A 26266-nucleotide genomic window follows, 5' to 3' on the forward strand; every position below is an offset into this window, starting at 1 on the left:
TCGAAGGACAAGGAACAGATGGCGAACGAGGAAAAGCTCCGCGAATACCTCAAGCGTGCGATCGCCGACGCCCAGGACGCCCACCTTCGCCTGCGTGAGGCAGAGGCGAAGGACCACGAGCCGATCGCCATCGTCGGCATGGGCTGCCGTTACCCCGGCGGAGTCGCTTCGCCGCAGGACCTGTGGGAGCTGGTGAGCGGCGGCGGGGACGGCATCACGTCGTTCCCCACCGACCGCGGCTGGGACCTGGACGCCCTGTTCGCGACCGACGCGGAGCGGGCGGCCGGCACCTCGGCCACCCGGGAGGGCGGCTTCCTGCACGAGGCCGCCGAGTTCGACGCGGAGGCGTTCGGCATCAGCCCCCGCGAGGCCCTGGCGATGGACCCGCAGCAGCGGTTGCTGCTGGAGACGTCCTGGGAGGCCCTGGAACGCGCAGGCATCGACCCGCTGTCCCTGCGCGGCACGGCGACCGGCGTCTTCGCCGGGCTCATGTACCACGACTACGCCTCCCGGCTCCAGGAGGTGCCGAAGGACGTCGCGGGATTCCTCGCCAACGGCAACGCGGGCAGCGTCTTCTCCGGACGCATCGCCTACGTCTTCGGCTTCGAGGGTCCCGCCGTCACCATCGACACCGCCTGCTCCTCGTCCCTCGTCGCGCTGCACCTGGCCTGCCAGTCCCTGCGCTCCGGCGAGTGCGCGACGGCGCTCGCGGGCGGTGTGACGGTGATGGCAGCGCCGACGACGTTCGTCGAGTTCTCCCGGCAGGGCGGACTGGCCGGCGACGGCCGCTGCAAGGCGTTCGCCGACGACGCCGACGGCACCGGATGGGCGGAGGGCGCCGGCGTCCTCGTCCTGGAGCGCCTCTCCGACGCCCGGCGTCTCGGCCACCCCGTCCTAGCCGTGATCCGGGGCTCCGCCGTCAACCAGGACGGCGCGTCCAACGGCCTCAGCGCGCCCAACGGGCCCGCACAGCAGCGCGTCATCCGCCAGGCCCTCGCGAGCGCCCGGCTCACCCCGGCCGACGTGGACGCCGTCGAGGCACACGGCACCGGAACCCGGCTCGGCGACCCCATCGAGGCGCAGGCCCTGCTCGCCACCTACGGCAAGGGACGGGACGAGAAGAACCCCGTCTGGCTCGGCTCCGTGAAGTCCAACATCGGGCACACCCAGGCGGCGGCCGGCGTCGCCGGCATCATCAAGATGGTCATGGCGCTGCGCGCCCGCCACCTGCCGCCCACCCTGCACGCGGACCGGCCCAGCTCCCACGTCGACTGGTCCGCCGGTGCCGTACGCCTCCTCACCGAGTCCCGCCCCTGGCCAGACGCCGAACGCCCCCGCAGGACCGCCGTGTCCTCCTTCGGCATCAGCGGCACCAACGCCCACGTGGTCCTCGAAGAGGCCACCCCCGAGCCCGCCCCGGCGCCCGAAGCCGAACTCCCGGCCGACGGCCCCGCCGAGGAGCCGCCCCACGCCCTGCCCCGCATCCCCTGGGTACTGACCGCACGCAGCGCAACCGCCCTGGAAGCGGCGGCCGAACGCCTCGCCGCCCACGTCACCGAAACCGACGCCTGCGCCCTCGACATCGGCCACAGCCTGGCCACCGGCCGAGCCGTCCTCGACCACCGTGCCGTCGTCCTCGGCCCCGACCGCGACACCCTGAGCGCCGCCCTCGACAACGTCACCGGCATCGCCGGTACCGCGACCGCCGTCAAGGGCACGGTCACCGAGGGCCGTACCGCCTGGCTGTTCACCGGACAGGGCAGCCAGCGCCCCGGCATGGGCCGCGAACTGTACGCGGCACACCCCGGCTACGCCCGCGCGTTCGACGAGATCTGCGCCCTTCTGGACGCCGAACTCGCCGGAGCGCCCGGCTTCGACACGCCCGTGCGTGAGGTCTGCTTCGCCGAGCCCGGCACACCCGAGGCCGCGCTCCTCGAGCGCACCGGCTACGCCCAGACGGCCATCTTCGCCGTCGAGGCGGCCCTCGTCGCCCTGCTGCGAAGCTGGGGCGCCGAACCCGACGTCGTCATCGGCCACTCGATCGGCGAGATCGTCGCCGCCCACGCCGCCGGAGCCCTCGAACTCTCCGACGCCGTACGACTGGTGGCGGCCCGCGCCCGGCTCATGCAGGCGCTCCCGGACGGCGGAGCCATGGCCGCGATCGAGGCCGACGAGACCGAGGCCACCGCGCTTCTCACGCAAGGCGCCGTCATCGCCGCCGTCAACGGCCCGCGCGCCGTCGTCGTCTCCGGCACCGAACACGCCGTCGGGCAGGTCATGGAAGCGGCCCGCGAACGCGACCTGCGCGTCACCCGCCTGCGCGTCAGCCACGCCTTCCACTCCCCGCTCATGGCCCCCATGACGGACGAGTTCGCCGAGACCATCGCGGGCCTCGGCCACCGCCGCCCGGTCGTCCCCGCCGTCAGCACCCTCACCGGACGGGCCGCCGACGGCGACGACTGGGCGAGCCCCGACTACTGGGTACGGCAGGTGCGGGAGGCCGTACGCTTCCACGCCGCCGTGCGCACCGCCACCACCGAACTCGGCGTCACCCGCTTCCTGGAGATCGGCGCGGACCCCGTCCTCACCGGCCTCGTCCAGGCCGCCGACCCCGACACCACCGCCGTGGCCACCCTGCGCGAGGGCCGCGACGAGTGCGGCTCCGTGCTGACCGCGCTCGCCGAGATGTTCGTACGGGGCGCCGCCGCCGACTGGGCCGCGGTGTTCCACGGCACCGGCGCCCGCCGCACCGACCTGCCCACCTACGCCTTCCAGCGCCACCGCTACTGGCTCGACGCCAACCGGCCCGCCACCGACGCCCGCGGCCTCGGCCTCGGCGTCGCCGGGCACCCGCTGCTGGGCGCCGCCGTCGCCGTGGCCGGCTCCGACAACGTCCTGCTCACCGCCCGGCTGTCGGTCGCCGGCACGCCCTGGCTGGCCGACCACCTGGTCGGCGGACTCGCCATCGTCCCCGGTACCGCCCTCGTCGAACTCGCCGTCCAGGCAGGCCTGCGCGTCGACTGCGGCCACCTCGACGAACTCACCCTCCAGGCCCCGCTGATCCTCCCCGAGCAGGGTGCCGCCCAGGTCCAGATCGTCATCGACGCCGCCACCGAAGACGGCCGCCGCACCGTGCGCGTCTACTCCCGCGCCGAGGACGCCGAGGTCGAACAGGCCTGGACGCTCCACGCCACCGGCACGGTCAGCGACAGCGCCCGTGCCCATACCGACGAGCCCTGGAACCTGCGCGCCTGGCCGCCCGCCGACGCCGAACCCGCCGACCTCGCAGGCCTCTACGACCGCCTCACCGACGTCGGCCTTCAGTACGGCCCCGCCTTCCGCGGCATCTCCGGCGTCTGGCGGACCGCCGACGACTGGTACGTCGAGGCCACCCTCCCCGAACCCCTCGCCGACGACGCCGGCTCCTTCGGCCTGCACCCCGCGCTCCTCGACACCGTCCTCCACGCCCTCGCCCTGCGCGCCAGCGACGACGACCGGTCAGCACTCCTGCCGTTCCTGTGGTCCGGCGTCACCCTCACGGCCGTCGGCGCCACCTCGGTCCGCGCCCGGCTCCGCATGCGCGGCGAGGGCGAGATCGGCCTGCGGATCGCCGACGCGACCGGCGAACCGGTCGCCACGGTCGACTCCCTCCTGCTCCGACCCGTCTCGACCACGGAACTCGCCGCCCAGCGAACGACCCAGGGCCCCGAGCAGCACCTGTACCGCGTGGAATGGACCGCCGTCACCGCGACGCCCACCGAAGGCCGGACGACTGACATAGCCGTCGTGGGAGACATCGCGCTCTGGACCATGGGCGACTCGGAGCAGCGGCGACGTCTCGACGCCGTCCCGATCCACCCCGACCTGGACGCACTGCTCACCGCCCTCGACACCGGCGCCGCCACCCCGCGCCGCGTCCTGCTGCCCATCGCCGACGGTCCCGTGGGGGAGGTCCTCGCCGAGACCCTCACGGTGCTGCAATGCTGGCTCGCCGAACCGAGGTTCGCGGACTCCCGCCTGGTCATCGTGACCTCGGGCGGCGTCGCCGTGACACCGGGGGAGAGCCCTGCCCCGTCCGCAGCCGCAGTCTGGGGCCTGCTGCGCTCCGCCATGAACGAGCACCCGGGCCGCTTCGCCCTAGTCGACACCGACCCCGATGCGCCGGCCGCTGCCCTGCACACCGGCGACGACACGGACCAAGTCGCCCTCCGGGACGGCCAGGTGTGGGTGCCGCGCATGGTGCGGATGGCGTCGGGTGGGGTGCTGGTGCCTCCGGTGGGTGCGGGTGCCGGTTGGCGGATGGATGTGGTGGCTCAGGGGCGGCTTGATGGCGTTGCTCTGGTGCCGGAGGAGCCGCGTGCGTTGCGGGCCGGTGAGGTGCGGGTCGCGGTGCGGGCGGCGGGGGTGAACTTCCGTGACGTGCTGAACGTGCTGGGGATGTATCCGGGAGACGCCGGACGGCTCGGCCATGAAGGCGCCGGTGTCGTCATGGAGGTTGCGCCCGACGTGACCGGCCTCGCCGTCGGCGACCGGGTGATGGGCCTGCTGGACGGCGCCTTCGGCCCGCAGGCCACCACTGACGCCAGGTTGGTGACGCGGGTGCCGGAGGGTTGGTCGTTCGAGCAGGCGGCGTCTGTGCCGATCGTGTTCCTGACCGCGTATTACGCGCTGGTGGATCTGGCTGGGCTGCGGGCGGGTGAGTCGGTGTTGATCCATTCGGCTGCCGGTGGTGTGGGGATGGCTGCCGTGCAGCTTGCCCAGCACCTTGGCGGTGAGGTCTACGGGACCGCGAGTGAGCCGAAGTGGCCGGTGGTGCGTGAGCTGGGGGTTGCGGAGGAGCGGATCGCCTCGTCGCGGACGACGGAGTTCGAGGAGCGGTTCCGGTCGGGTGTGGATGTGGTGCTGGACTCGCTTGCGGGTGAGTTCGTCGATGCCTCGCTGCGGTTGGTGCGGCCGGGTGGGCGGTTCGTGGAGATGGGCAAGACGGACATCCGCGACGCCGACGAGGTCCGGGCCGAGCATGGGGTGTCGTATCGCTCGTTCGACCTGATGGACGCCGGCCCGGACCGCATCGCCGAGATGTGGACCGCGCTGCTGGAGCTGTTCGAGCGCAGTGCGCTGCGTCCGGTGAAGGTGACTTCGTACGACCTTTCCCGGGCGCCGGAGGCGTTGCGTCTGCTGGGGCAGGCCAAGCACGTCGGGAAGGTTGTCCTTTCCGTGCCGTCGCCGTGGGGTGGTGAGGGCACGGTGTTGATCACGGGTGGGACGGGTGGTCTGGGTGCGGAGGTCGCCCGGCACCTGGTCACCAAGCACGGGGTACGGGATCTGCTGCTGGTGTCCCGGCGCGGTCCGGGAGCCCCGGGTGCCGCCGAACTCACGTCAGAACTCGTGCAGTTGGGTGCTCATGTCACGGTGGCCGCGTGTGACGTGGCTGATCGTGATGCGCTCGCTGCTGTCCTTGACGGTGTGGATCTGTCGGGTGTGGTGCATGCGGCGGGTGTGCTCGATGACGGCCTGATCGGTGACCTGTCGGCTGAACGGCTGGGCCGGGTGGTGGCCGCGAAGGCTGAATCGGCGTTGCTTTTGCATGAGTTGACGGCTGATCGTGAGTTGTCGGCGTTCGTGCTGTTCTCGTCGTTCGCCGGTGTGGTCGGCAATCCTGGCCAGGCGGCTTACGCCGCCGCGAACAACGCCCTGGACGCTCTCGCTGCGGCTCGCCGGGCCGAGGGGCTGCCGGCCGTGTCGCTGGCGTGGGGCATGTGGGCGAATGCCGACGGGATGGGCGGCACGCTGGGCGAGGCCGAGTTGGAGCGGATGGCGGGGCAGGGCTTCCCGGCGTTGGAGACGGGTGAGGGGCTGGCGCTGCTGGATGCCGCTCTGCTGGTGAACGAGCCACTCACCGTCCCCGTAGCCCTGCGAACGCCCGCCCTGGCAGTCGTACGAGACAGCCTTCCCGGCATCCTGCAAGGGCTCGTGCCTGCGGCCGACCGTCAACGCCGTGCCGCCGGTCAGGCGGGGGCGGCGGCTGCCGGCGGCCTGGCCCGGAAGCTGGCCGAGCTCCAGCCGACCGAGCAGGAACGTCAGTTGCTGGACCTGGTGCAGGCGCAGGTCGCCGCGGTGCTCGGGCATGCGTCCGCCGGGTCGATCGATACCTCACGCGCCTTCAAGGACCTCGGGTTCGACTCGCTCACCGCCGTCGATCTGCGCAACCGCCTCGGTTCCGCGACCGGTATCGCGCTCCCGGCCACCCTCGTCTTCGACCACCCGACGCCCTCCGCCCTCGCAGGCTTCCTCAAGACCGAGCTGCTGGGCGTGGCGGACACCGCGGACGGTAGCGCGGTAGCCGTCGGCCGCACGCGCACGGCTGTGGATGATCCGGTGGCGATCGTGGGGATGGGGTGCCGGTTCCCGGGTGGTGCGGATTCTGCTGAGGGGTTGTGGGATCTGGTGGTGGAGGGGCGGGACGGTTTGTCGGCGTTGCCGGTGGATCGTGGTTGGGATCCTGCTCTGTTGGAGGGGTTGGCTGCGGTTGGTGGTTTCGTCGAGGGTGCGGCGCTTTTCGATGCTGAGTTGTTCGGGATTTCGCCGCGTGAGGCGTTGGCGATGGATCCGCAGCAGCGGTTGTTGTTGGAGACGGCGTGGGAGGCGTTGGAGGACGCGGGTATTGATCCGTCCTCGCTGCGTGGAACCCCGACGGGCGTCTACGCCGGTGTCTCGGGGAGCGGCTACGGCGGGAACATGCAGAGCCCGCAGGGCGAGACCGGTGGCTATCTGCTGACCGGCAGTACGCCGAGTGTGGCGTCGGGGCGTCTTTCGTACGTGTTCGGGCTTGAGGGGCCGGCTGTGTCGGTCGACACCGCCTGCTCGTCGGCTCTGGTCGCCCTGCATCTGGCCTGCCAGGCGTTGCGGTCGGGTGAGTGCGACCTCGCGTTGGCCGGTGGCGCCACGGTCATGGCGACGCCGGGCATCTTCCTTGAGTTCGCGCGGCAGGGTGGGCTGGCGGGTGACGGGCGGTGCAAGTCGTTCGCCGATGCCGCTGATGGGACGGGCTGGGCCGAGGGCGGCGGCGTTCTCGTGCTGGAGCGGTTGTCGGATGCGCGGCGTAACAACCATCCGGTGCTGGCGGTGGTGCGGGGCAGTGCGGTCAATCAGGACGGTGCGTCCAATGGGCTGACCGCTCCGAACGGTCCTTCCCAGCAGCGGGTGATCCGCCAGGCCCTCGCGAACGCCGGGGTGTCACCGGCCGAGGTCGACGCGGTCGAGGCGCATGGCACCGGCACCCGGCTCGGCGACCCCATCGAGGCGCAAGCTCTGCTGGCGACCTACGGTCAGGCGCGCTCCGATGACGACCCGTTGTGGCTTGGCTCGATCAAGTCGAACATCGGGCACGCGCAGGCGGCGGCCGGTGTCGCGAGCGTGGCGAAGATGGTCATGGCGCTGCGGCGTGAGCGTCTGCCGCGGACCCTGCACGTTGATGAGCCGTCCTCGCATGTGGACTGGTCGGCGGGTGCGGTGGAGCTGCTGACGCAGGAGCGGGCGTGGCCGCGTGGTGAGCGTCCGCGTCGGGCAGGCGTCTCGTCCTTCGGCATCAGTGGCACCAACGCCCACATCATCCTCGAAGAAGCCCCGACCGTGCCGTCCCCGCGCCGGCCGGAGTCTCCGACCCAGGTGCCGGTCATTCCCTGGGCGCTCTCGGGGCGCAGCCGGCAGGCGATGGACGCGCAGGCGGACAGGCTGACCGCCTTCCTGGCCGAGCGGCCCGAACTGTCCCCGCTCGACATCGGACTGTCCCTGGCCACCTCCCGTGCGGCCCTCGAACACCGGGCTGTCGTGCTGGGCCCGGACAGCGACGCGCTCCGGTCGGGGCTCGCCGGGCCCGCTGTGACCGGCGTCGTCACCGAGGGCCGTACGGCGTGGATGTTCACCGGTCAGGGCAGTCAGCGTCTCGGCATGGGACGTGAACTCCACTCTGCCTACCCGCAGTTCGCCCGTGCCTTCGACGAGACGACGGCTCTGCTGGAGACCGAGCTGTCCGGCGTGGACGGCTTCCCCCTCCCGCTGCGCGCCGTCCTGTTCGCCGACGCCGGGACCGAAGCCGCCGCCCTCCTCGACCGCACCGGCTACGCACAGGCCGCCCTGTTCGCAGTCGAGACCGCGCTCGCGGCACTACTGGACTCCTGGGGGCTGCGGCCCGACCTCGTGCTGGGCCATTCCATCGGCGAATACGCCGCCGCCTGCACGGCCGGTGTCTTCGAACTCCCGGAAGCCGTACGGCTGGTGGCCGCTCGCGCCCGCCTCATGCAGGCCCTTCCCGAGGGCGGTGCGATGGCCGCCGTCGAGGCCGGCGAGGCGGAGATCACCGAGCTGCTCGCCGGCGGCGACGACGTGACGATCGCCGCCGTCAACGGACCGGCCGCAGTGGTCGTGTCCGGCGCCGAGGACGGCGTCGAGCGGGTCATGGCGGCGATTCGTGAACGCGGGCGCCGGGTCACCCGCCTGCGCGTCTCGCACGCCTTCCACTCCCCGCTCATGGAGCCGATGCTCGACGAGTTCGCCGCCGTCGCCGAACGGATCACCTATCACCGGCCGACGCTGCCCGGCGTCAGCACCCTGAGCGGGACCACGCTCGGCGACGGTGACTGGACCACGCCCGAGTACTGGGTACGGCAGGTGCGTGAGGCGGTCCGCTTCCACGACGCCGCACGCACGGCCGTGGACGAGCTCGGCGCCGTAAGGTTCCTCGAAATCGGCCCCGACCCCGTACTGTCCGCCCTGGTGGAGCCTGCGTTCGCGCTCTCCGCGCTGCGCAGGAACCTGCCGGAAGCGGAGATGGCTCTTCGTGCCGTCGCCGAGCTGTACGTCCGGGGCACCGCCGTCCACTGGCCGGCCGTGTTCGAGGGCAGCGGTGCCGTCCCGACGGCGCTGCCGACGTACGCGTTCCAGCGCGAGCGGTACTGGCTGCGCGACGCGGGCTCGGGCGGGGACGCGCGCGGGCTCGGCCTCAAGGCCGCGGACCACCCGCTGCTCGGCGCTGCCGTCCCGGTCGCGGGAACGGACGCCGTCCTGCTGACCGCGAGGCTGTCGACGGCCGTCGCACCGTGGCTCGCGGACCATGTCGTGGGCGAGACCGTCGTCGTACCGGGCACCGCGCTGGTCGAACTCGCCGTGGCGGCAGCCGACCGCGCCGGCTGCGACCGCGTCGACGAACTCACCCTCCAGGCCCCGCTGATCCTCCCCGAACAGGGCGCCGTACAGATCCAGATCGCCCTCGACGCCCCCGACGGCACGGGCGCGCGCCCGCTGCGGCTGTACGCCCGCCCGGACCACACTCAGGACGACGACGCCATCTGGACCCTGCACGCCGAGGGAACGGTGAGCGGCGGCACGGCACCTGCCCACCCCACGGAGCTGCGGAACTGGCCTCCCGCGGACGCGGAACCGATCGACACGACCGGGCTGTACGACAGGCTGGCCGAGACCGGCCTGCGCTACGGCAGCGCCTTCCGCGGCCTGCGGCAGGTCTGGGCCCGCGGCGAGGAACTGTACGTCGAGGCCGCGCTGCCCGACGGCGCGGCCACCGAGGCGAACGCCTTCGCACTGCACCCGGCACTGCTCGACTCGGTGCTGCACGCCCTCGCCCTGCGCGCCGACGAACAGCAGGGTGCACTGCTGCCGTTCGCCTGGACCGGCGTTTCCTGCCACGCCGTCGGCGCGGACCTCGTTCGCGTCCGGATCGTCCCGCGTGGCTCCGGCACCTACGCCCTGTACGTCGCCGACGGCACCGGCGCTTCCGTCGCCGTCGTCGAGTCGCTGCTGCTGCGTCCGGCGTCGCCCGCTCAGTTCGCCGCCGGCGCTGCCGCCACGAGCGCCGAGCACCTCTACCGCGTGCAGTGGACCCCGGCCGGCACCGACGACAACGTCGCCGCCGCCGTCACCGACCGGGTGACGGTCCTGCGGGTGCCGGACGACGCCGAGCCCTGGCGGGGGGCGGGGCTCGCGCTCGTTCCCTGCGATGGCGACGGTTCCTCCGCCGGAGATGCCGCCGTGTCCGCCACCGGCACCGTCCTGCTCCCGGTCCGCCGTGGGGCGGGGACCGAAGCCGTGACCGAGGTCCTGGCGGCCGTCCGCGCATGGGTCGACGGGGAGCGCTTCGCACGCGCACGCCTGGTCGTCGTGACCAACGGAGCCGTGGCCGTCCGGGACGGGGAGACCCCCGATACCGGTGGCGCCGGCGTCTGGGGACTGGTGCGCTCCGCCATGAACGAGCACCCGGGCCGCTTCGCCCTCGTCGACGTCGACGACGACCCGGCGTCGTACCGCCTCGCCGCCGCCCCCGTCGACGACCAGCAGGTCGCGATCCGCGCGGGCCGGATCTGGACGCCCCGGATGGTGCGCATGGCGTCGGGCGGGGTGCTGGTCCCTCCGACGGGTGTCGGTGCCGGTTGGCGGATGGACGTGGTGGCTCAGGGCCGGCTCGACGGGGTCGGGCTCGTTCCCGAGGAACCGCGCCCCCTCGGACCCGGCGAGGTCCGGGTCGGGGTGCGGGCCGCCGGCGTCAACTTCCGCGACGTACTGAACGTCCTCGGCATGTATCCGGGCGACGCCGGCCGGCTCGGGCACGAAGGTGCCGGCGTGGTCGTCGAGACCGGCGCGGAGGTCACCGATCTGGCGGTCGGTGACCGGGTGATGGGCCTGCTGGACGGCGCCTTCGCCCCGACGGCCGTGACCGATGGCCGACTGCTGACCCGGATACCGGAGGGATGGTCGTTCGAGCAGGCGGCGTCCGTGCCGATCGTGTTCCTCACCGCCTACTACGCCCTGGTCGACCTCGCCGGACTTGAGGCGGGGGAGTCGGTACTGGTCCACTCCGCTGCCGGAGGTGTGGGCACGGCGGCCGTACAGCTCGCCCGCCACCTGGGGGCCGAGGTGTATGCGACCGCCAGCGAGCCGAAGTGGCCGGTCGTGCGTGAGCTCGGGGTCCCGGACGAGCGGATCGCCTCCTCCCGGACGACGGAGTTCGAGGAGCGGTTCCGGTCGGGTGTGGATGTGGTGTTGGACTCGCTCGCGGGTGAGTTCGTGGACGCGTCGCTGCGGTTGGTGCGGCCGGGTGGGCGGTTCGTGGAGATGGGCAAGACCGATATCCGCGATGCCGACGAGGTCCGGGCTGAGCACGGCATCGACTACACCGCCTTCGACCTCATCGACGCGGGCCCCGACCGGATCGCCGAGATGTTCGCCGCCCTGCTGAACCTGTTCGAGGATGGCGCGCTGCGGCCCGCCCCGGTCACCGCCTACCGGATCTCGCACGCGCCGCAGGCCCTGCGCCTGCTGGGCCAGGCCAAGCACGTCGGCAAGGTCGTCATCTCGCTGCCGTCGCCGTGGAGCGGCGAGGGCACGGTGCTGATCACGGGCGGGACGGGCGGTCTGGGCGCGGAGGTCGCCCGGCACCTGGTCACCCAGCATGCGGTACGGGACCTGCTCCTTGTCTCCCGGCGTGGTCCCGAGGCACCGGGCGCCCCCGAACTCGCGGCGGAACTGGAGCAGTTGGGCGCCCGTGTCACGGTGGCCGCGTGTGACGTTGCCGATCGTGCCGCGCTGGCCGCCGCGCTCGACGGCGTCGACCTGTCCGGTGTCGTGCATGCGGCGGGCGTACTGGACGACGGTCTTGTCGCCGATCTGACGCCGGAGCGGCTGGCCCGTGTCATGGCCGCGAAGGCCGAATCGGCTCTGCATCTGCATGAGTTGACGGTCGACCGTGACCTGTCCGCCTTCGTTCTGTTCTCCTCCTTCGCGGGTGTCGTGGGTAACGCCGGTCAGGCTGCCTACTCCGCCGCGAACAACGTCCTCGACGCCCTCGCGGCCACTCGCCGTGCCCAGGGGCTGCCCGGCGTATCGCTGGCCTGGGGCATGTGGGCGCACGCGGACGGTATGGGCGGCACCCTCGGCGGGCCGGAACTGGAGCGGCTCGCCCGGCAGGGCTTCCCGGCGCTGGAGACGCGCGAGGGCCTGGCCCTCCTCGATGCCGCGCTCGTCGCCGACGAGCCGAACGCCGTTCCCGTCGCCCTGCGCACGTCCGCCCTGGCCGCCGTACGCGACAGCCTGCCCGGCATCCTGCGCGGCCTCGTGCCGGCCGCCGACCGCCGACGCCGTGCCGCCGGACCTGCCGCGAGTGGCGGTGCCCTGGCCGGACGGCTGCGGACGCTGTCCGTCGAGGAGCAGGAGCGCGAGCTGCTGGACCTGGTGCAGGCGCAGGTGGCGGCGGTGCTCGGGCACTCCTCCGCGGGGTCGGTCGACGCGTCCCGCGCCTTCAAGGACCTCGGATTCGACTCACTGACCGCCGTCGATCTGCGCAACCGGCTCGGCTCCGCCACCGGCATCACGCTTCCCGTGACCGTCATCTTCGACCACCCGACGCCGGCCGCGCTGGCCGCGTCCCTGCGGGAGCAACTCGTCGGCGCGTCGGACGACGAGCCGACGGAGGAGTACGCCGCGGTACCTGCCGACGAGCCCATCGCCGTCATCGGCATGGGCTGCCGCTACCCCGGCGGCGTGGACTCGCCCGAGGCACTCTGGTCGCTGGTCGCGGATGGCGGCGACGGCATCACGCCCTTCCCCCTCGACCGCGGCTGGAACATGAAGACGCTGGAAGGTGTGGCGGCGGTCGGCGGATTCGTCGACGGGGCGACGGAGTTCGACGCCGAGCTGTTCGGCATCTCGCCGCGTGAGGCCCTCGCCATGGACCCGCAGCAGCGGCTGCTGCTGGAGACGGCGTGGGAGGCCCTGGAGCGCGCGGGCATCGACCCGCTGTCCCTCCAGGGTTCGGCGACGGGCGTGTACGCGGGTGTGTCCGCGAACGGGTACGCCAGCGGGCAGGAGGACGACGACGCCGACCCGGAGACGGACGGCTATCTGCTGACGGGCAGCACGCCGAGTGTGGCGTCGGGGCGTCTTTCGTACGTGTTCGGGCTGGAGGGCCCGGCCGTGTCCGTGGACACCGCGTGCTCCTCCGCGCTCGTCGCCCTGCATCTGGCCGCCCAGGCGCTGCGGGCGGGCGAGTGCGACATGGCCCTGGCCGGCGGCGCCACCGTGATGGCGACGCCGGGCATGTTCCTTGAGTTCGCGCGGCAGGGCGGACTTGCCGGGGACGGCCGCTGCAAGTCCTTCGCCGACAGCGCCGACGGGACCGGCTGGAGCGAGGGCGGGGGCATGCTCGTCCTGGAGCGGCTGTCCGACGCTCGCCGCAACAACCATCCGGTGCTGGCGGTGGTGCGGGGCAGTGCGGTCAATCAGGATGGTGCGTCCAATGGGCTGACCGCGCCGAACGGTCCTTCCCAGCAGCGGGTGATCCGCCAGGCGCTGAAGGCTGCCCGCGTCTCGCCCGCCGAGGTCGACGTGGTCGAGGCGCACGGCACCGGCACCCGGCTCGGCGACCCGATCGAGGCACACGCCCTGCTCGCGACGTACGGCCGGGCGCGCACCGAGGACGAACCGCTTTGGCTCGGCTCGATCAAGTCGAACATCGGGCACGCCCAGGCGGGCGCCGCCGCTGCGAGCGTCATCAAGATGGTCATGGCGCTCCAGCGGCGCCATCTGCCGCGCACCCTGCACGTCGACCGGCCTTCCGAGCACATCGACTGGGAGTCCGGGGCCGTACGGCTGCTCACCGAGCCGCGGGACTGGGAGGCCGCCGGACACCCGCGCCGGGCCGGCGTGTCCTCGTTCGGCATCAGCGGTACGAACGCCCACGTCATCCTCGAAGAAGCCCCGGGCGGCCAGAGCGTGAACGGGCGGGAGCCGGATGGGACGCCGGGTGCGGGGGCGGCGGACCCCGGTTCCCCGCTCGTGCCCTGGGTCGTCTCAGGCCGTACCGACCGGGCGACCCGCGCCCAGGCGGCCCGGTTGACGGGCTTCATCGGCTCCCTGGACGAGCCGGCCCTCCCCGCAGACGTCGCGCACGCGCTGGCGACGACCCGTGCCGTGCTCGACCACCGTGCCGTCGTACTCGGCACCGGCCTCGACCAACTGCGCACCGGACTGGACGCGTTGGCGGCCGACGACACCCCGGCCGCCGGCCCTGCCACGATCGTCACCGGCACGGTCGGCGAGGGCCGCACGGCATGGATGTTCACCGGTCAGGGCAGCCAGCGGCCCGGCATGGGACGGGAACTCCATGCCGCCTACCCGGTGTTCGCGCAGGCATTGGACGCAGTGTGCGAGCTCCTCGAAGCCGAACTCGGGGGATCCGGGGCCGGATTCACGCATCCGCTGCGCGAGATGCTGCTCGCCGAGCCCGACGGCCGGCAGGACGACGCGAACCCGCTGAACGCCACCGGCTACGCGCAGTCGGCCCTGTTCGCCCTGCAAGTGGCCCTCGTCGAGCTCCTCAGGTCCTGGGGCGTCCGCCCCGACCTCGTGCTCGGCCACTCGGTGGGCGAGCTGGCCGCCGCGTACGCCGCCGGGGTCTTCGAACTCCCCGACGCGGTGAAGCTGGTGGCCGCTCGGGCCCGCCTGATGCAGGCGCTGCCCGAGGGCGGTGCGATGGCGGCCGTGGAGGGCGGCGAGGCCGAGGTGACCGAGCTGCTGAAGGAGCTGACCGGCAGCGGCCAGATCGCCGTCGCCGTCGTCAACGGGCCCTCGTCCGTGGTGGTGTCCGGTGACGAGGAACTGGTCGTCGAGGCGATGGCCGTGGCACGCGGACAGGGACGCAGGGTGTCCCGGCTGCGGGTCAGCCACGCCTTCCACTCACCGCTGATGGACCCGATGCTCGCCGACTTCGCCACCGTCGCCGCGACGATCGCCTACCGCCGCCCGACGACCCCCGCCGTGAGCACCGCCACGGGCGAGTCCGTCACGACCCAGTGGGCGTCCGCCGCCTACTGGGTGGACCAGGTGCGTCGTCCCGTGCGCTTCCACGACGCCCTCACCACCGCCACGGGTGGCCTCGGCGCGACCCGGCTCCTGGAACTCGGCCCCGACCCGGTCCTCACCGCGCTCGCCCGCTCCGCCACCGACGCGCGCGTGAGCGCGGCCGCCGCTCTGCGGGCGGGCCGACCCGAGGCCGAAACGCTGCTCACGGCCGTGGCCGACCTCTTCGTCCGCGGCATGCGGACCGACTGGGCCGCCGTCACGGCAGCCGCCGACCCCGCCGACCTCGGGGCCGGTGCACGCGTCGAACTGCCCACATACGCCTTCCAGCGCCGCCGCTACTGGCTGCGCGACCGCCGGGCACAACGGCCGGGCGTCGCACGGCAGCACGGCACCGACGCCGGCTTCTGGAGCCTCGTCGACGGCGGCGACCCGGCCGCGCTCGCCGACCGCCTCGGCGTCAGCGCCGACGCGCCCCTCGAAACCCTGCTTCCGGTGCTGTCCGACTGGCGCAGGCGGCAGAGCGAGGCGTCCGAACTCGCCGCCTGGCGCTACACGGTCACCTGGAAGCCGATCGGCGTACCGGCCGCCACGCTCACCGGGAACTGGCTGGTCGTCGCCCCCGAACAGGTGGCGGCCGACCAGAACGGCTTCGTCGAGCAGTGCGCGCGGGCCCTGCGGGACGCCGGCGCCCAGGTCACCGTACTGACCATCGGCAACCACGACAGCCGGACCGCGCTCGCCACCCGGGTGCGCGAACTCGCCCCGGACGGTGCGCTGTCCCTCCTGGCCTGGGCGGACGAGCAAGGGCCCGCCGGGGAGGGACAGCAGTCCGCCACGGACCGGCCGCGGCGGCAGAGCACCGGAGACGGTCACCGAGCCACGCGCGACGGGCACCAGGACACGGCCGATGGGCAGGCGCCCGTCGCGACCGCCCTGACCCTGCTGCTCGCCCAGGTGTGGGCCGACGCGGCCGGTGGAACCGGTGCGCCGCTGTGGTGCGCGACCCGGTCCGCGGTGTCCGTCGGCACCGGAGATCCGCTGCGCCACCCCGCCCAGGCACAGCTCTGGGGACTCGGCCGCAGCCTCGCCCTCGAACACCCCGACGTCTGGGGCGGATTGACCGACCTTCCGGTCCGCCCCGGGCACCGGGACCTGACCCGGCTCGCCCAGCTCCTCGCCCACGGCCGCTCAGCCACCTGGTCCGAGGACCAGCTCGCCGTCCGCGCGGGCGGTGTCTTCGCCGCGCGCTTCGTACGGGACGACGCTCCCGGCACCGTGCGCCCCGAAGTGCCGCCGGCGGACGGCCTGAGCGGCACCGTACTGATCACCGGCGGCACCGGAGCCCTCGGTCGGCGCCTCGCCCGACGGCTCGCCGAGCGAGGCGCCCGGCATCTGCTGCTCGCCTCCCGGCGCGGCGCCGACGCACCCGGCGCCAGCGAACTGCGCGACGAACTCGCCGCGTTGGGCGCCCGCGTCACCCTGACCGCCCGCGACCTCACCGACCGCGAAGAGGTCCGCGCGCTGATCGACGGGATCCCCGAGGACACCCCGCTCACCGGCGTCGTGCACGCGGCCGGCGTCCCCGCCAACGGCGTCCTCGCCGACCTCACCCCACGGCACCTCGCCGACGCCCTCGCCGCCAAGGCCCGCGCGGCGGACCTGCTGCACGAACTGACCGCCGACCGGGGCCTCGGACTCTTCGTACTGTTCGCCTCCGTGACCGGTGTCCTCGGCAACGCCGGCCAGGCCGCCTACGCCGCCGCCAACGCTCACCTCGACGCGCTCGCCCAGCACCGCCGTGCCGCGGGCCTGCCGGCCACGTCGGTCGCGTGGGGGCCGTGGGCCGGCGACGGCATGGCGGCCGACCGTGCCGCCGAGGAACGTATCCGCCGCTCCGGACTGCGCCCCCTGCCGCCCGAGCGCGCGCTCGCGGCCCTCGACCAGGTGCTCGCCGACGACCGACCCTGCACCGCAGTGGTGGACGTCTCCTGGGACCGCTTCGCGACCGCCTTCGCCCTGGCGCGTCCCAGCGCCCTGCTCGCCGACCTGCCCGACGCTGCGACCGCCACCCGCAACGGTGGCGGCACCGGCGCCGCCGAGGCCGGCGAACTCGTCGCACGGCTTCGCGGCCTGCCGGCCGGCGAACGCGAGCGCGCCCTGGGCGACTTCGTCCAGTCCCGCGTCGCGGCGGTGCTCGGCCACGAGACGCCCGCCGCGATCGACGCCGACCGTGCCTTCAAGGACTTCGGCTTCGACTCCCTCACGGCCGTCGACCTGCGCAACCAGCTCATGGCCGCGACCGGGCTCCGCCTCGCGACCACCCTTGTCTTCGACCACCCCACCCCGGCCGCCCTCGGCCGCCACCTCCACACCGAGCTCTTCCCCGACGACACCGCGGACACCTCCCCGCAGGACCTGACGGACCTCGACGAGGCCCGCCTGCGCCGCATCCTCGCCGCGGCCCCGCTCAGCCGACTGCGCGACGCCGGCCTCCTTCCCGGCCTGCGCACCCTGCTCACGGAAGCCGAGGAAGCGGAGCGTCGCGCCGAGGACGAGGGCGCGGTCTGGTCCGACGGCACGCCGGACGAGGACCCCTCCATCGCCGACCTCGCCGTCGACGACCTCGTGAACCTCGCACTCGGCGACATGACCGACCCGGCCGACGCGACCGACCGCTCGGACGACGACTTCGGCTTCGACTCCGACCCACGAGACTGACAGAGGCATCGATGAGCGCACCGTACGAAAAGGTCGTCCAGGCCCTGCGCAAGTCCCTGGAGGAGACCGAGACGCTGAAGAAGCGCAACCGCCAACTCCTCGCGGCCTCCCGCGAACCCATCGCGATCGTGGGGATGGCCTGCCGTTTCCCGGGTGATGTGTCTTCGCCGGACGAGTTGTGGGAGATGCTCGCGGCCGGCCGTGACGGAGTGGTCCCGTTCCCGGCCGACCGTGGGTGGGACATGGACGAACTTTATGACCCTGTTCCCGGGCAGCCCGGCCGTACTTACGCGAACTCCGGTGGGTTTGTGTCTGGTGTGGCGGATTTTGATGCGGAGTTGTTTGGGATTTCGCCGCGTGAGGCGTTGGCGATGGATCCGCAGCAGCGGTTGTTGTTGGAGGTGTCGTGGGAGGCGTTGGAGCGGGCTGGTGTGGATCCGGTGTCGGTGCGGGGGTCGGTGTCGGGTGTGTTTGTGGGGACGAATGGTCAGGATTATTTGTTGGCGTCGCGGGGTGGTTTTGGTGGGGTTGAGGGGTTTGTGGGGACGGGGTCTGCTGCGAGTGTGATGTCGGGGCGGGTGGCGTATGCGTTGGGGTTGGAGGGGCCGGCGGTGACGGTGGACACGGCGTGTTCGTCGGCGTTGGTGGCTCTTCATCTGGCGGTGCGTGCGTTGCGGTCGGGTGAGTGTGGTCTGGCGTTGGCGGGTGGGGTGACGGTGATGTCGTCGCCTGCTGCGTTTGTGGAGTTTTCGCGGCAGCGGGGTCTTGCGGTGGATGGCCGGTGCAAGGCTTTTGGTGAGGGTGCGGATGGGACGGTGTGGGGTGAGGGTGCGGGCATTTTGGTTTTGGAGCGGCTTTCGGATGCCTGCCGCAACAATCACCCGGTGCTGGCGGTGGTGCGGGGGTCGGCCGTCAATCAGGATGGTGCTTCCAATGGGCTGACCGCGCCGAACGGTCCTTCCCAGCAGCGGGTGATCCGCCAGGCGTTGCGGAATGCCGGTGTGGTGGCCGCGGATGTCGATGTGGTCGAGGCGCACGGTACGGGGACCGCGCTCGGGGATCCGATCGAGGCGCAGGCCCTGCTCTCCACCTACGGCCAGGAACGCACTGGCGGGCCGCTGTGGCTGGGGTCGGTGAAGTCGAATCTCGGGCATACGCAGGCCGCGGCGGGGGTGGCCGGTGTCATCAAGATGGTGCTGGCGATGCAGCGGGAGTCTCTGCCGGCGACGCTGCATGTGGACCGGCCTTCCTCGCATGTGGATTGGGAGGCGGGGCAGGTTCGGCTGCTGACGGAGTCGCGGTCCTGGCCGCGCGGGGAGCGGCCGAGGCGGGCGGGTGTGTCGGCGTTCGGGATCAGCGGAACCAACGCCCACGTCATCCTCGAAGAAGCCCCGGCCGAAAGGGCTGACCAGGCCGCCGACGAGCCCTCCACCGATTCTCGTCCCGCCGCTCAACCCCCCGTCACCCCCACCCCCTGGCTCCTGGCCGGCCGAGACGCCGACAGCCTTCGCGCACAGGCCGAACGCCTGGCCGCGCACCTCGCCGCGAACCCGGCATCCCCTGCCGACCTCGGCCACTCGCTGGCCACCACCCGTGCCGTCCTGACCCATCGTGCCGTCGTCCTCGGCCCCGGCTTCGACGAGCTGACCGGGGGCCTGTGCGCCCTCGCCGACGGACAGCAGCACTCGGCAGTGGTCACCGGGCACACCCTCAAGGGCCGTACGGCATGGATGTTCACCGGGCAGGGCAGCCAGCGGCCCGGCATGGGGCGCGAACTCCACGACGCATTCCCGGAGTTCCGCCGAGCACTGGACGAGGTCTGCGAGCTCCTGGACGCCGAACTCGGCGCGGACGACCCCGGCCACGTCCCCCTGCGCGAGACCATGTTCACCGGCGATCCCGAGACCCTGTCCCGCACCGGTCACGCGCAACCCGCCCTGTTCGCCCTGCAAGTGGCCCTCATCGCTCTCCTCGGCTCCTGGGGCATGCGACCGGACTGCGTCATGGGCCACTCCGTGGGCGAGTTCGCCGCGGCGTACGCGGCCGGGGTCTTCGAACTCCCGGATGCGGTACGGCTGGTGGCTGCGCGGGCCCGGCTGATGCAGGCCCTTCCCGAGGGCGGCGCGATGGCCGCGGTCGAGGCCACCGAGGACGACGTCACCGCGGTACTCGACGGGGACGTCGCGATCGCCGCCGTGAACGGGCCGCGCTCCGTCGTGGTGTCGGGCGCGCAGAGCGCGGTCGAGGCAGTGCTCACCGAGTTCCACGACCGTGGTTGCCGTACGAAGCGACTGCGGGTCAGCCACGCCTTCCACTCGCCGCTGATGGACCCGATGCTGGCCGAGTTCACCACCGTGGCGGCCGGTGTCTCCTACGGCACGCCGGCGGTGCCCGCCGTCAGCACCCTGACCGGCGAGGTGCTGCGCGACGGGGACTGGACCACACCGACGTACTGGATCGAGCAGGTCCGCCGGCCCGTACGGTTCCACGACGCGCTCACCACCGTCACCGGCCCCCAGGGAGCCGTCCGGCTCCTGGAGGTCGGCCCCGAAGCCGTCCTCACCGCGCTCGCCAGGGAGGCCGGGCACGCCGCGGCGGCCACCTTGCGCACCGGACAGCCGGAGCAGCAGGCCGTTCTGACGGCCGTCGCCGAGATGTACGTCCGTGGCGCCGACGTCCGCTGGTCCGCGCTCTTCGAGGGGACGGGGGCGCGGCGGGTGGACCTGCCCACGTACGCGTTCCAGCGCGAGCGGTACTGGCTGCCCGACCATGTCGTCGAGGAGCGGGGCACGGGGACCGGCCCCGACGGTGTCGAGGCACGATTCTGGGACCTCGTGGAGCGGGGCGAGGTCGGCGCGCTCGCCGAGCGGCTGGGTGTGCCCGGCGACCAGGCCCTGGACACCCTCGTCCCCGCGCTGTCCGCCTGGCGCCGGCAGGGCCGCCGGGATCTGGAGCAGGCGGCCCGCCGTTACCGCGTCCGGTGGCGGCCCGCCCGCCTCGCCGCCGACCCGGCCGGCCTCCCGGGCCGCTGGCTGGTGGCCGCGGCCGACCCCGCCGACCGAGCTGTCGCGGACATCGCGGCGGCCCTGCGCCGGTCCGGCGCCGTGGTCGACCTGATCCCCGTCGCGGCCGGCGACACCCGTGCCGACCTCGCGGACCGCATCCGCGCCACCGGCCACGAGCCCACCCATGCACTGGCGCTGGTGTCGTCGCCGGGCGCCGTGCTCGCCCTGTGGCAGGCACTCTCCGACAGCGCCCCGGCCGCTCGCTTGTGGTGTGCCACGCGCTCCGCTCAGTCGGTGGGCGCCGGTGACACCCCGTCCCGGCCCGACGAAGCCGCCGTATGGGGCCTGGGACGTACGCTCGCCCTCGAACAGCCCGACCGCTGGGGCGGCCTCCTCGACCTCCCCGCACACCCCGACCCCGACGAGCCGCAGCGCCTCGCAGGGCTGCTGGCCGCCCCCGGCGACGAGGACCAACTCGCCCTGCGCCCCACCGGAGTCCTCGCGGCCCGCCTCGTCCGCGACACCGCCGCGGCCGGGCAGTCCGCCGCCACCTCGGGCGGACGACCGCGGAGCACCCGCTTCCGCGGCACCGCCCTCGTCACCGGCGGCACCGGCGCGCTCGGCCGGCACATCGCCCACTGGCTCGTCGACCAGGGCATCGAGCATGTCGTCCTGGTCTCGCGGCGCGGCGTCACCGCCCCCGGCGCCCGAGAACTGCGCGACGAGCTGCGCGGCCGCGGAGCCGACGTCACGCTCGCCGCCTGCGACGTCGCGGACCGCACCGCCCTGGCCGGCCTCCTGGACGCCCACCCGCCGACCGTCGTCGTCCACGCGGCGGGAGTCCTCGACGACGGCCTCGCCGCCGACCTCACCCCCGAACGGCTGGCCCGCGTCCTCGCCGCGAAGGCCGACGCCGCCCAGCACCTGCACGAACTGACCGCCGACCGCACTCTCGACGCCTTCGTGCTGTTCTCTTCCACGGCCGGCGTCACCGGCAACGCCGGCCAGGCCGCCTACGCCGCCGCCAACGCCCAGCTCGACGCGCTCGCCCAGCACCGCCGTGCCGCCGGCCTGCCGGCCACGTCCGTCGCGTGGGGACCCTGGGCCGGCGACGGCATGGCGGCCGACCCGGTTGTCACCACGCACCTCGCCCGGCTCGGCATCCGGCCGCTCACCCCCGATGCTGCCCTGGACGCACTCGGACGCATCCTCGACGACGACCGCACCTGCGCCACCGTCCTCGACGCCGACTGGGCCCGCTTCGCCGAGACCACCGCCTACGCCCACCAGGGCTCACTCCTGCGCGAACTCACCGCCCCCGCTCAGCAGGACGCCCGTACCGGCAGCCCCGACCGCTCCACGGCAGGCGGCGGCGAACTCGTGACGGCCCTGCACGGCCGCCCGTCCGCGGAACGCGAACGCCTCGTCCTCGCCCACGTACGGTCCACCGTCGCCGAGGTCCTCGGGCACGACTCCGCCGCCGCGATCGCCGCCGACCGCCCGTTCAACGACCTGGGCTTCGACTCCCTCACCTCGGTGGAACTGCGCAACCGCCTGGGCGCCGCGACCGGGCTGCGGCTGCCCGCCACCCTCGTCTACGACCACCCGACCCCCGCCGCCCTCGCGACCCACATCCGCGCCCAACTACCCGGCGCCGACCCCGACATCGAGCCCCGGGACACCACCGCGGGTACCTCCACCGGCGATGCACTCGACGACGACGCCGTCGCGATCGTGGGGATGGCCTGCCGTTTCCCGGGTGGTGTGTCGTCGCCGGACGAGTTGTGGGAGATGCTCGCGGCCGGCCGTGACGGTGTGACCTCGTTTCCCGATGACCGCGGCTGGGACATCGAGCGCGTCTACCACCCCGACCCCGAGCATTCCGGGACTTCGTATGTGAATTCCGGTGGGTTTGTGTCTGGTGTGGCGGATTTTGATGCGGAGTTGTTTGGGATTTCGCCGCGTGAGGCGTTGGCGATGGATCCGCAGCAGCGGTTGTTGTTGGAGGTGTCGTGGGAGGCGTTGGAGCGGGCTGGTGTGGATCCGGTGTCGGTGCGGGGGTCGGTGTCGGGTGTGTTTGTGGGGACGAATGGTCAGGATTATTTGTTGGCGTCGCGGGGTGGTTTTGGTGGGGTTGAGGGGTTTGTGGGGACGGGGTCTGCTGCGAGTGTGATGTCGGGACGGGTGGCGTATGCGTTGGGGTTGGAGGGGCCGGCGGTGACGGTGGACACGGCGTGTTCGTCGGCGTTGGTGGCTCTTCATCTGGCGGTGCGTGCGTTGCGGTCGGGTGAGTGTGGTCTGGCGTTGGCGGGTGGGGTGACGGTGATGTCGTCGCCTGCTGCGTTTGTGGAGTTTTCGCGGCAGCGGGGTCTTGCGGTGGATGGCCGGTGCAAGGCTTTTGGTGAGGGTGCGGATGGGACGGTGTGGGGTGAGGGTGCGGGCATTTTGGTTTTGGAGCGGCTTTCGGATGCCCGCCGCAACAATCACCCGGTGCTGGCGGTCGTACGGGGTTCGGCAGTCAATCAGGATGGTGCTTCCAATGGGCTGACCGCGCCGAACGGTCCTTCCCAGCAGCGGGTGATCCGCCAGGCACTGAAGACGGCCCGGATCTCCGCTGCCGACGTCGACGTGGTCGAGGCCCATGGGACGGGCACGACGCTCGGTGACCCGATCGAGGCGCAGGCCCTGCTCTCCACCTACGGCCAGGAACGCACCGGCGGGCCGCTGTGGCTGGGGTCGGTGAAGTCGAATCTCGGGCATACGCAGGCCGCGGCGGGGGTGGCCGGTGTCATCAAGATGGTGCTGGCGATGCAGCGGGAGTCTCTGCCGGCGACGCTGCATGTCGGCCGGCCTTCCTCGCATGTGGATTGGGAGGCGGGGCAGGTTCGGCTGCTGACGGAGTCCCGGTCCTGGCCGCGCGGGGAGCGGCCGAGGCGGGCGGGTGTGTCGGCGTTCGGGATCAGCGGAACCAACGCCCACGTCATCCTCGAAGAAGCCCCCGAGCCGGAGCAGCCCCCGCGCCCCGAGCAGCCTGCATCCGACGACTCGCTCCCGCTCGTGCCCTGGGTCCTGTCCGCCCACCGCCCCGAGTCGCTCACCCAGCAGGCCGCCCGTCTCGCGACGGCGCTCACCGACGGCCACGCGGCACACGACATCGGCCACTCGCTGGCCACCACCCGCGCCGCTCTGACCCACCGCGCCGTTGCCCTCGGCCCCGACACCCGGACGCTGGCCACCGCCCTCACGTCCTTCGGTACCGGCACCACACCCCCGGACATCGTCAGCGGCACCGTCACCGAGGGCGGGACGGCATGGCTGTTCACCGGGCAGGGCAGCCAGCGCCCGGGAATGGGACGGGAGTTGTACGCCCGGTTCCCCGTGTTCGCGAAGACCTTCGACGAGGTGTGCGCGCACCTCGACGGGGAGTTCGACGGCGCCACCGGATTCACCTCGGGCGTACGGGCCGCGGTCTTCGCCCCCGAGGGCTCGGCGGACGCCGCGCTGCTGGACCGCACCGGCTACGCACAGGCCGCGCTGTTCGCCCTACAGGTCTCCCTGGTGGAGCTGCTGCGTTCGTGGGGGACCGAGCCCGACTGCGTCGTCGGCCACTCGGTCGGCGAGTTCGCGGCTGCTTATGCTGCCGGGGTCTTCGAACTCCCCGATGCGGTACGGCTGGTGGCGGCGCGGGCCCGGCTGATGCAGGCCCTTCCCGAGGGCGGCGCGATGGCCGCGGTCGAGGCCACCGAGGACGACGTCACCGCGGTACTCGACGGGGACGTGTCGATCGCCGCCGTGAACGGGCCGCGGTCCGTCGTGGTGTCGGGCGCGCAGGGCGCCGTCGAGGCAGTGCTCACCGACTTCCGCGAGCGCGGGCGGCGTACGAGCCGGCTCCGCGTCAGCCACGCCTTCCACTCACCCCTGATGCAGCCGGTCCTGGACGACTTCGCCGCCGTGGCCGACTCCATCGCCTACCGCACGCCGAGCGTGCCCGCCGTCAGTACGGTCACCGGGCAGGGGCTGCGGGACGGCGAGTGGACCACCGCACGTTACTGGGCGGACCAGATCGTCAGGCCGGTGCGCTTCCACGACGCCCTCACCACCGTCACCGCCGGCCAAGGGGTCAGCCGGCTCCTGGAGATCGGCCCGGACCCGGTGCTCAGCGCGCAGGCGCCCGCCGGGACCGCCGTCGCCGTGAGCGTCCTGCGCCGCGACCGGGCTGAGGCCGCCGCGCTGATCACCGCTCTCGCCGAGGTCTTCGTGCATGGCACGGACGTCGACTGGGGTGCCGTGTTCACCGGGACCGGTGCGCGCCGGGTCGACCTGCCGACGTACGCCTTCCGGCGCCGGCGGTACTGGCTGCCGGACCGTGCGGGTGAGAACGGCGCGATGAGCTTCCTCGGCCTTCCCGAGGTTCCGCGCGAGCTGCCCTCGTCCGACGAGCCCCTGCCCGCTCCCCACGAGCCGTCATCTCCGTCCGCGGCCGCCGACCGCCTGCGCTCCCTGCCGCCGGCCGAGCGCGAGGGCGCGGTCCTGGAGCTCGTCGTCGCGCAAGTGGCCCAGGTCCTCGGGCACACCGACACCGGCGAGGTCGGCGTCACGCAGCGGTTCCTCGAACTGGGCTTCACCTCCCTGTCGTTGGCCGACCTCAGCAACCGCATCGGCCGCGCCTGCGGAGTCGAGCTGCCGACGTCCGCCCTCTACGACCACGCCACGGCGCGCGCCCTTGCCGTCCACATCGGTGGTCAACTGGCCGATGCGGAAGGCCGGTCGGCCGTGGCCGGCGACGCCGTGACCGCGCTCGTGCGGTACGCCTTCGATCGGGAGCAGTACGACAGGGGACTGGACGTGCTGCACCTCGCGGCCGCGATGCGACCGGGATTCGGCCTGTCCGACACGCCGCCCGGCGAGGTGACCCACCCGGACGCCCGCCCCGGCGCGTCCGCCCCCGCCCCCCGGCCGGTCCGGCTCGCCACCGGCACCGACGGTGAGGCCCTGCTGTGCCTGCCGTCGTTGGTGGCACCCGTCACCGCCTACCAGTACTCCCGGTTCGCCGCCGCCCTGCACGGCAGCCGTGACGTCTGGGTGCTGCCCGCGCCCGGCTATGCGGCCGGCGAGGCGCTGCCCGACAGCCCCGAGGCCGCTGCCGCCCGGCAGGCGGAGGCCGTCCTTGCCGCCCTCGGGGACAAGCCGCTGACCCTCGTCGGCTACTCCTCCGGTGGCTGGCAGGCCCACCTTCTGGCCGCCGCGCTGACCGAGGCCGGCGCACCTCCGAACGCCTTGGTGCTGCTCGACTCGCCGGAGACACCCGACGAGAACCTCGCGCTGGCCATGGTCGCGACCTCTTGCCGGATCATGCGGGACTTCCCCGACGTCCCCGTCGACGCCGACCAGCTCACCGCGACCGCCCACTACGGCCGCCTGTTCGACGGGTGGCGGCCCGCGCCCGCCGCCGAGGCGCCGCGGACCCTCTTCGTGTCCGCCGCGGAGCACGACCCCGCCCTGCTCCTGGGCGCCGACCGGCCCGCCTGGCCGCTGCCGCACGAGGCGGTGGAAGTGCCCGGCACCCACGTCAGCCTGCTGGACGGTGACGCCGACACCACCGCGCGCGCGGTACACGGCTGGCTGTCGGAGCGCTGAACACGCCGAGGGCCGCCGCGCGGTGTGCGCGGCGGCCC

At 73.1% G+C, this 26266-nt stretch carries 2 protein-coding genes; both read left to right on the forward strand.

The window, feature by feature from the left end; genetic code table 11:
- The first annotated feature begins 18 nt into the window (after positions 1 to 18).
- Positions 19 to 17586, forward strand: a complete 17568-nt coding sequence (locus tag ACZ69Q_RS06505; RefSeq protein WP_471037325.1) for a type I polyketide synthase — start codon at positions 19 to 21, stop codon at positions 17584 to 17586.
- Positions 17583 to 26228 (forward strand): type I polyketide synthase, encoded by an 8646-nt coding sequence (locus ACZ69Q_RS06510; RefSeq protein ID WP_471040109.1) that lies wholly within the window; start codon positions 17583 to 17585, stop codon positions 26226 to 26228. Before ACZ69Q_RS06505 ends, ACZ69Q_RS06510 begins: the two co-directional genes overlap by 4 nt.
- Positions 26229 to 26266: the final 38 nt, after the last annotated feature.

This window comes from Streptomyces sp. NPDC036764, assembly GCF_055609385.1.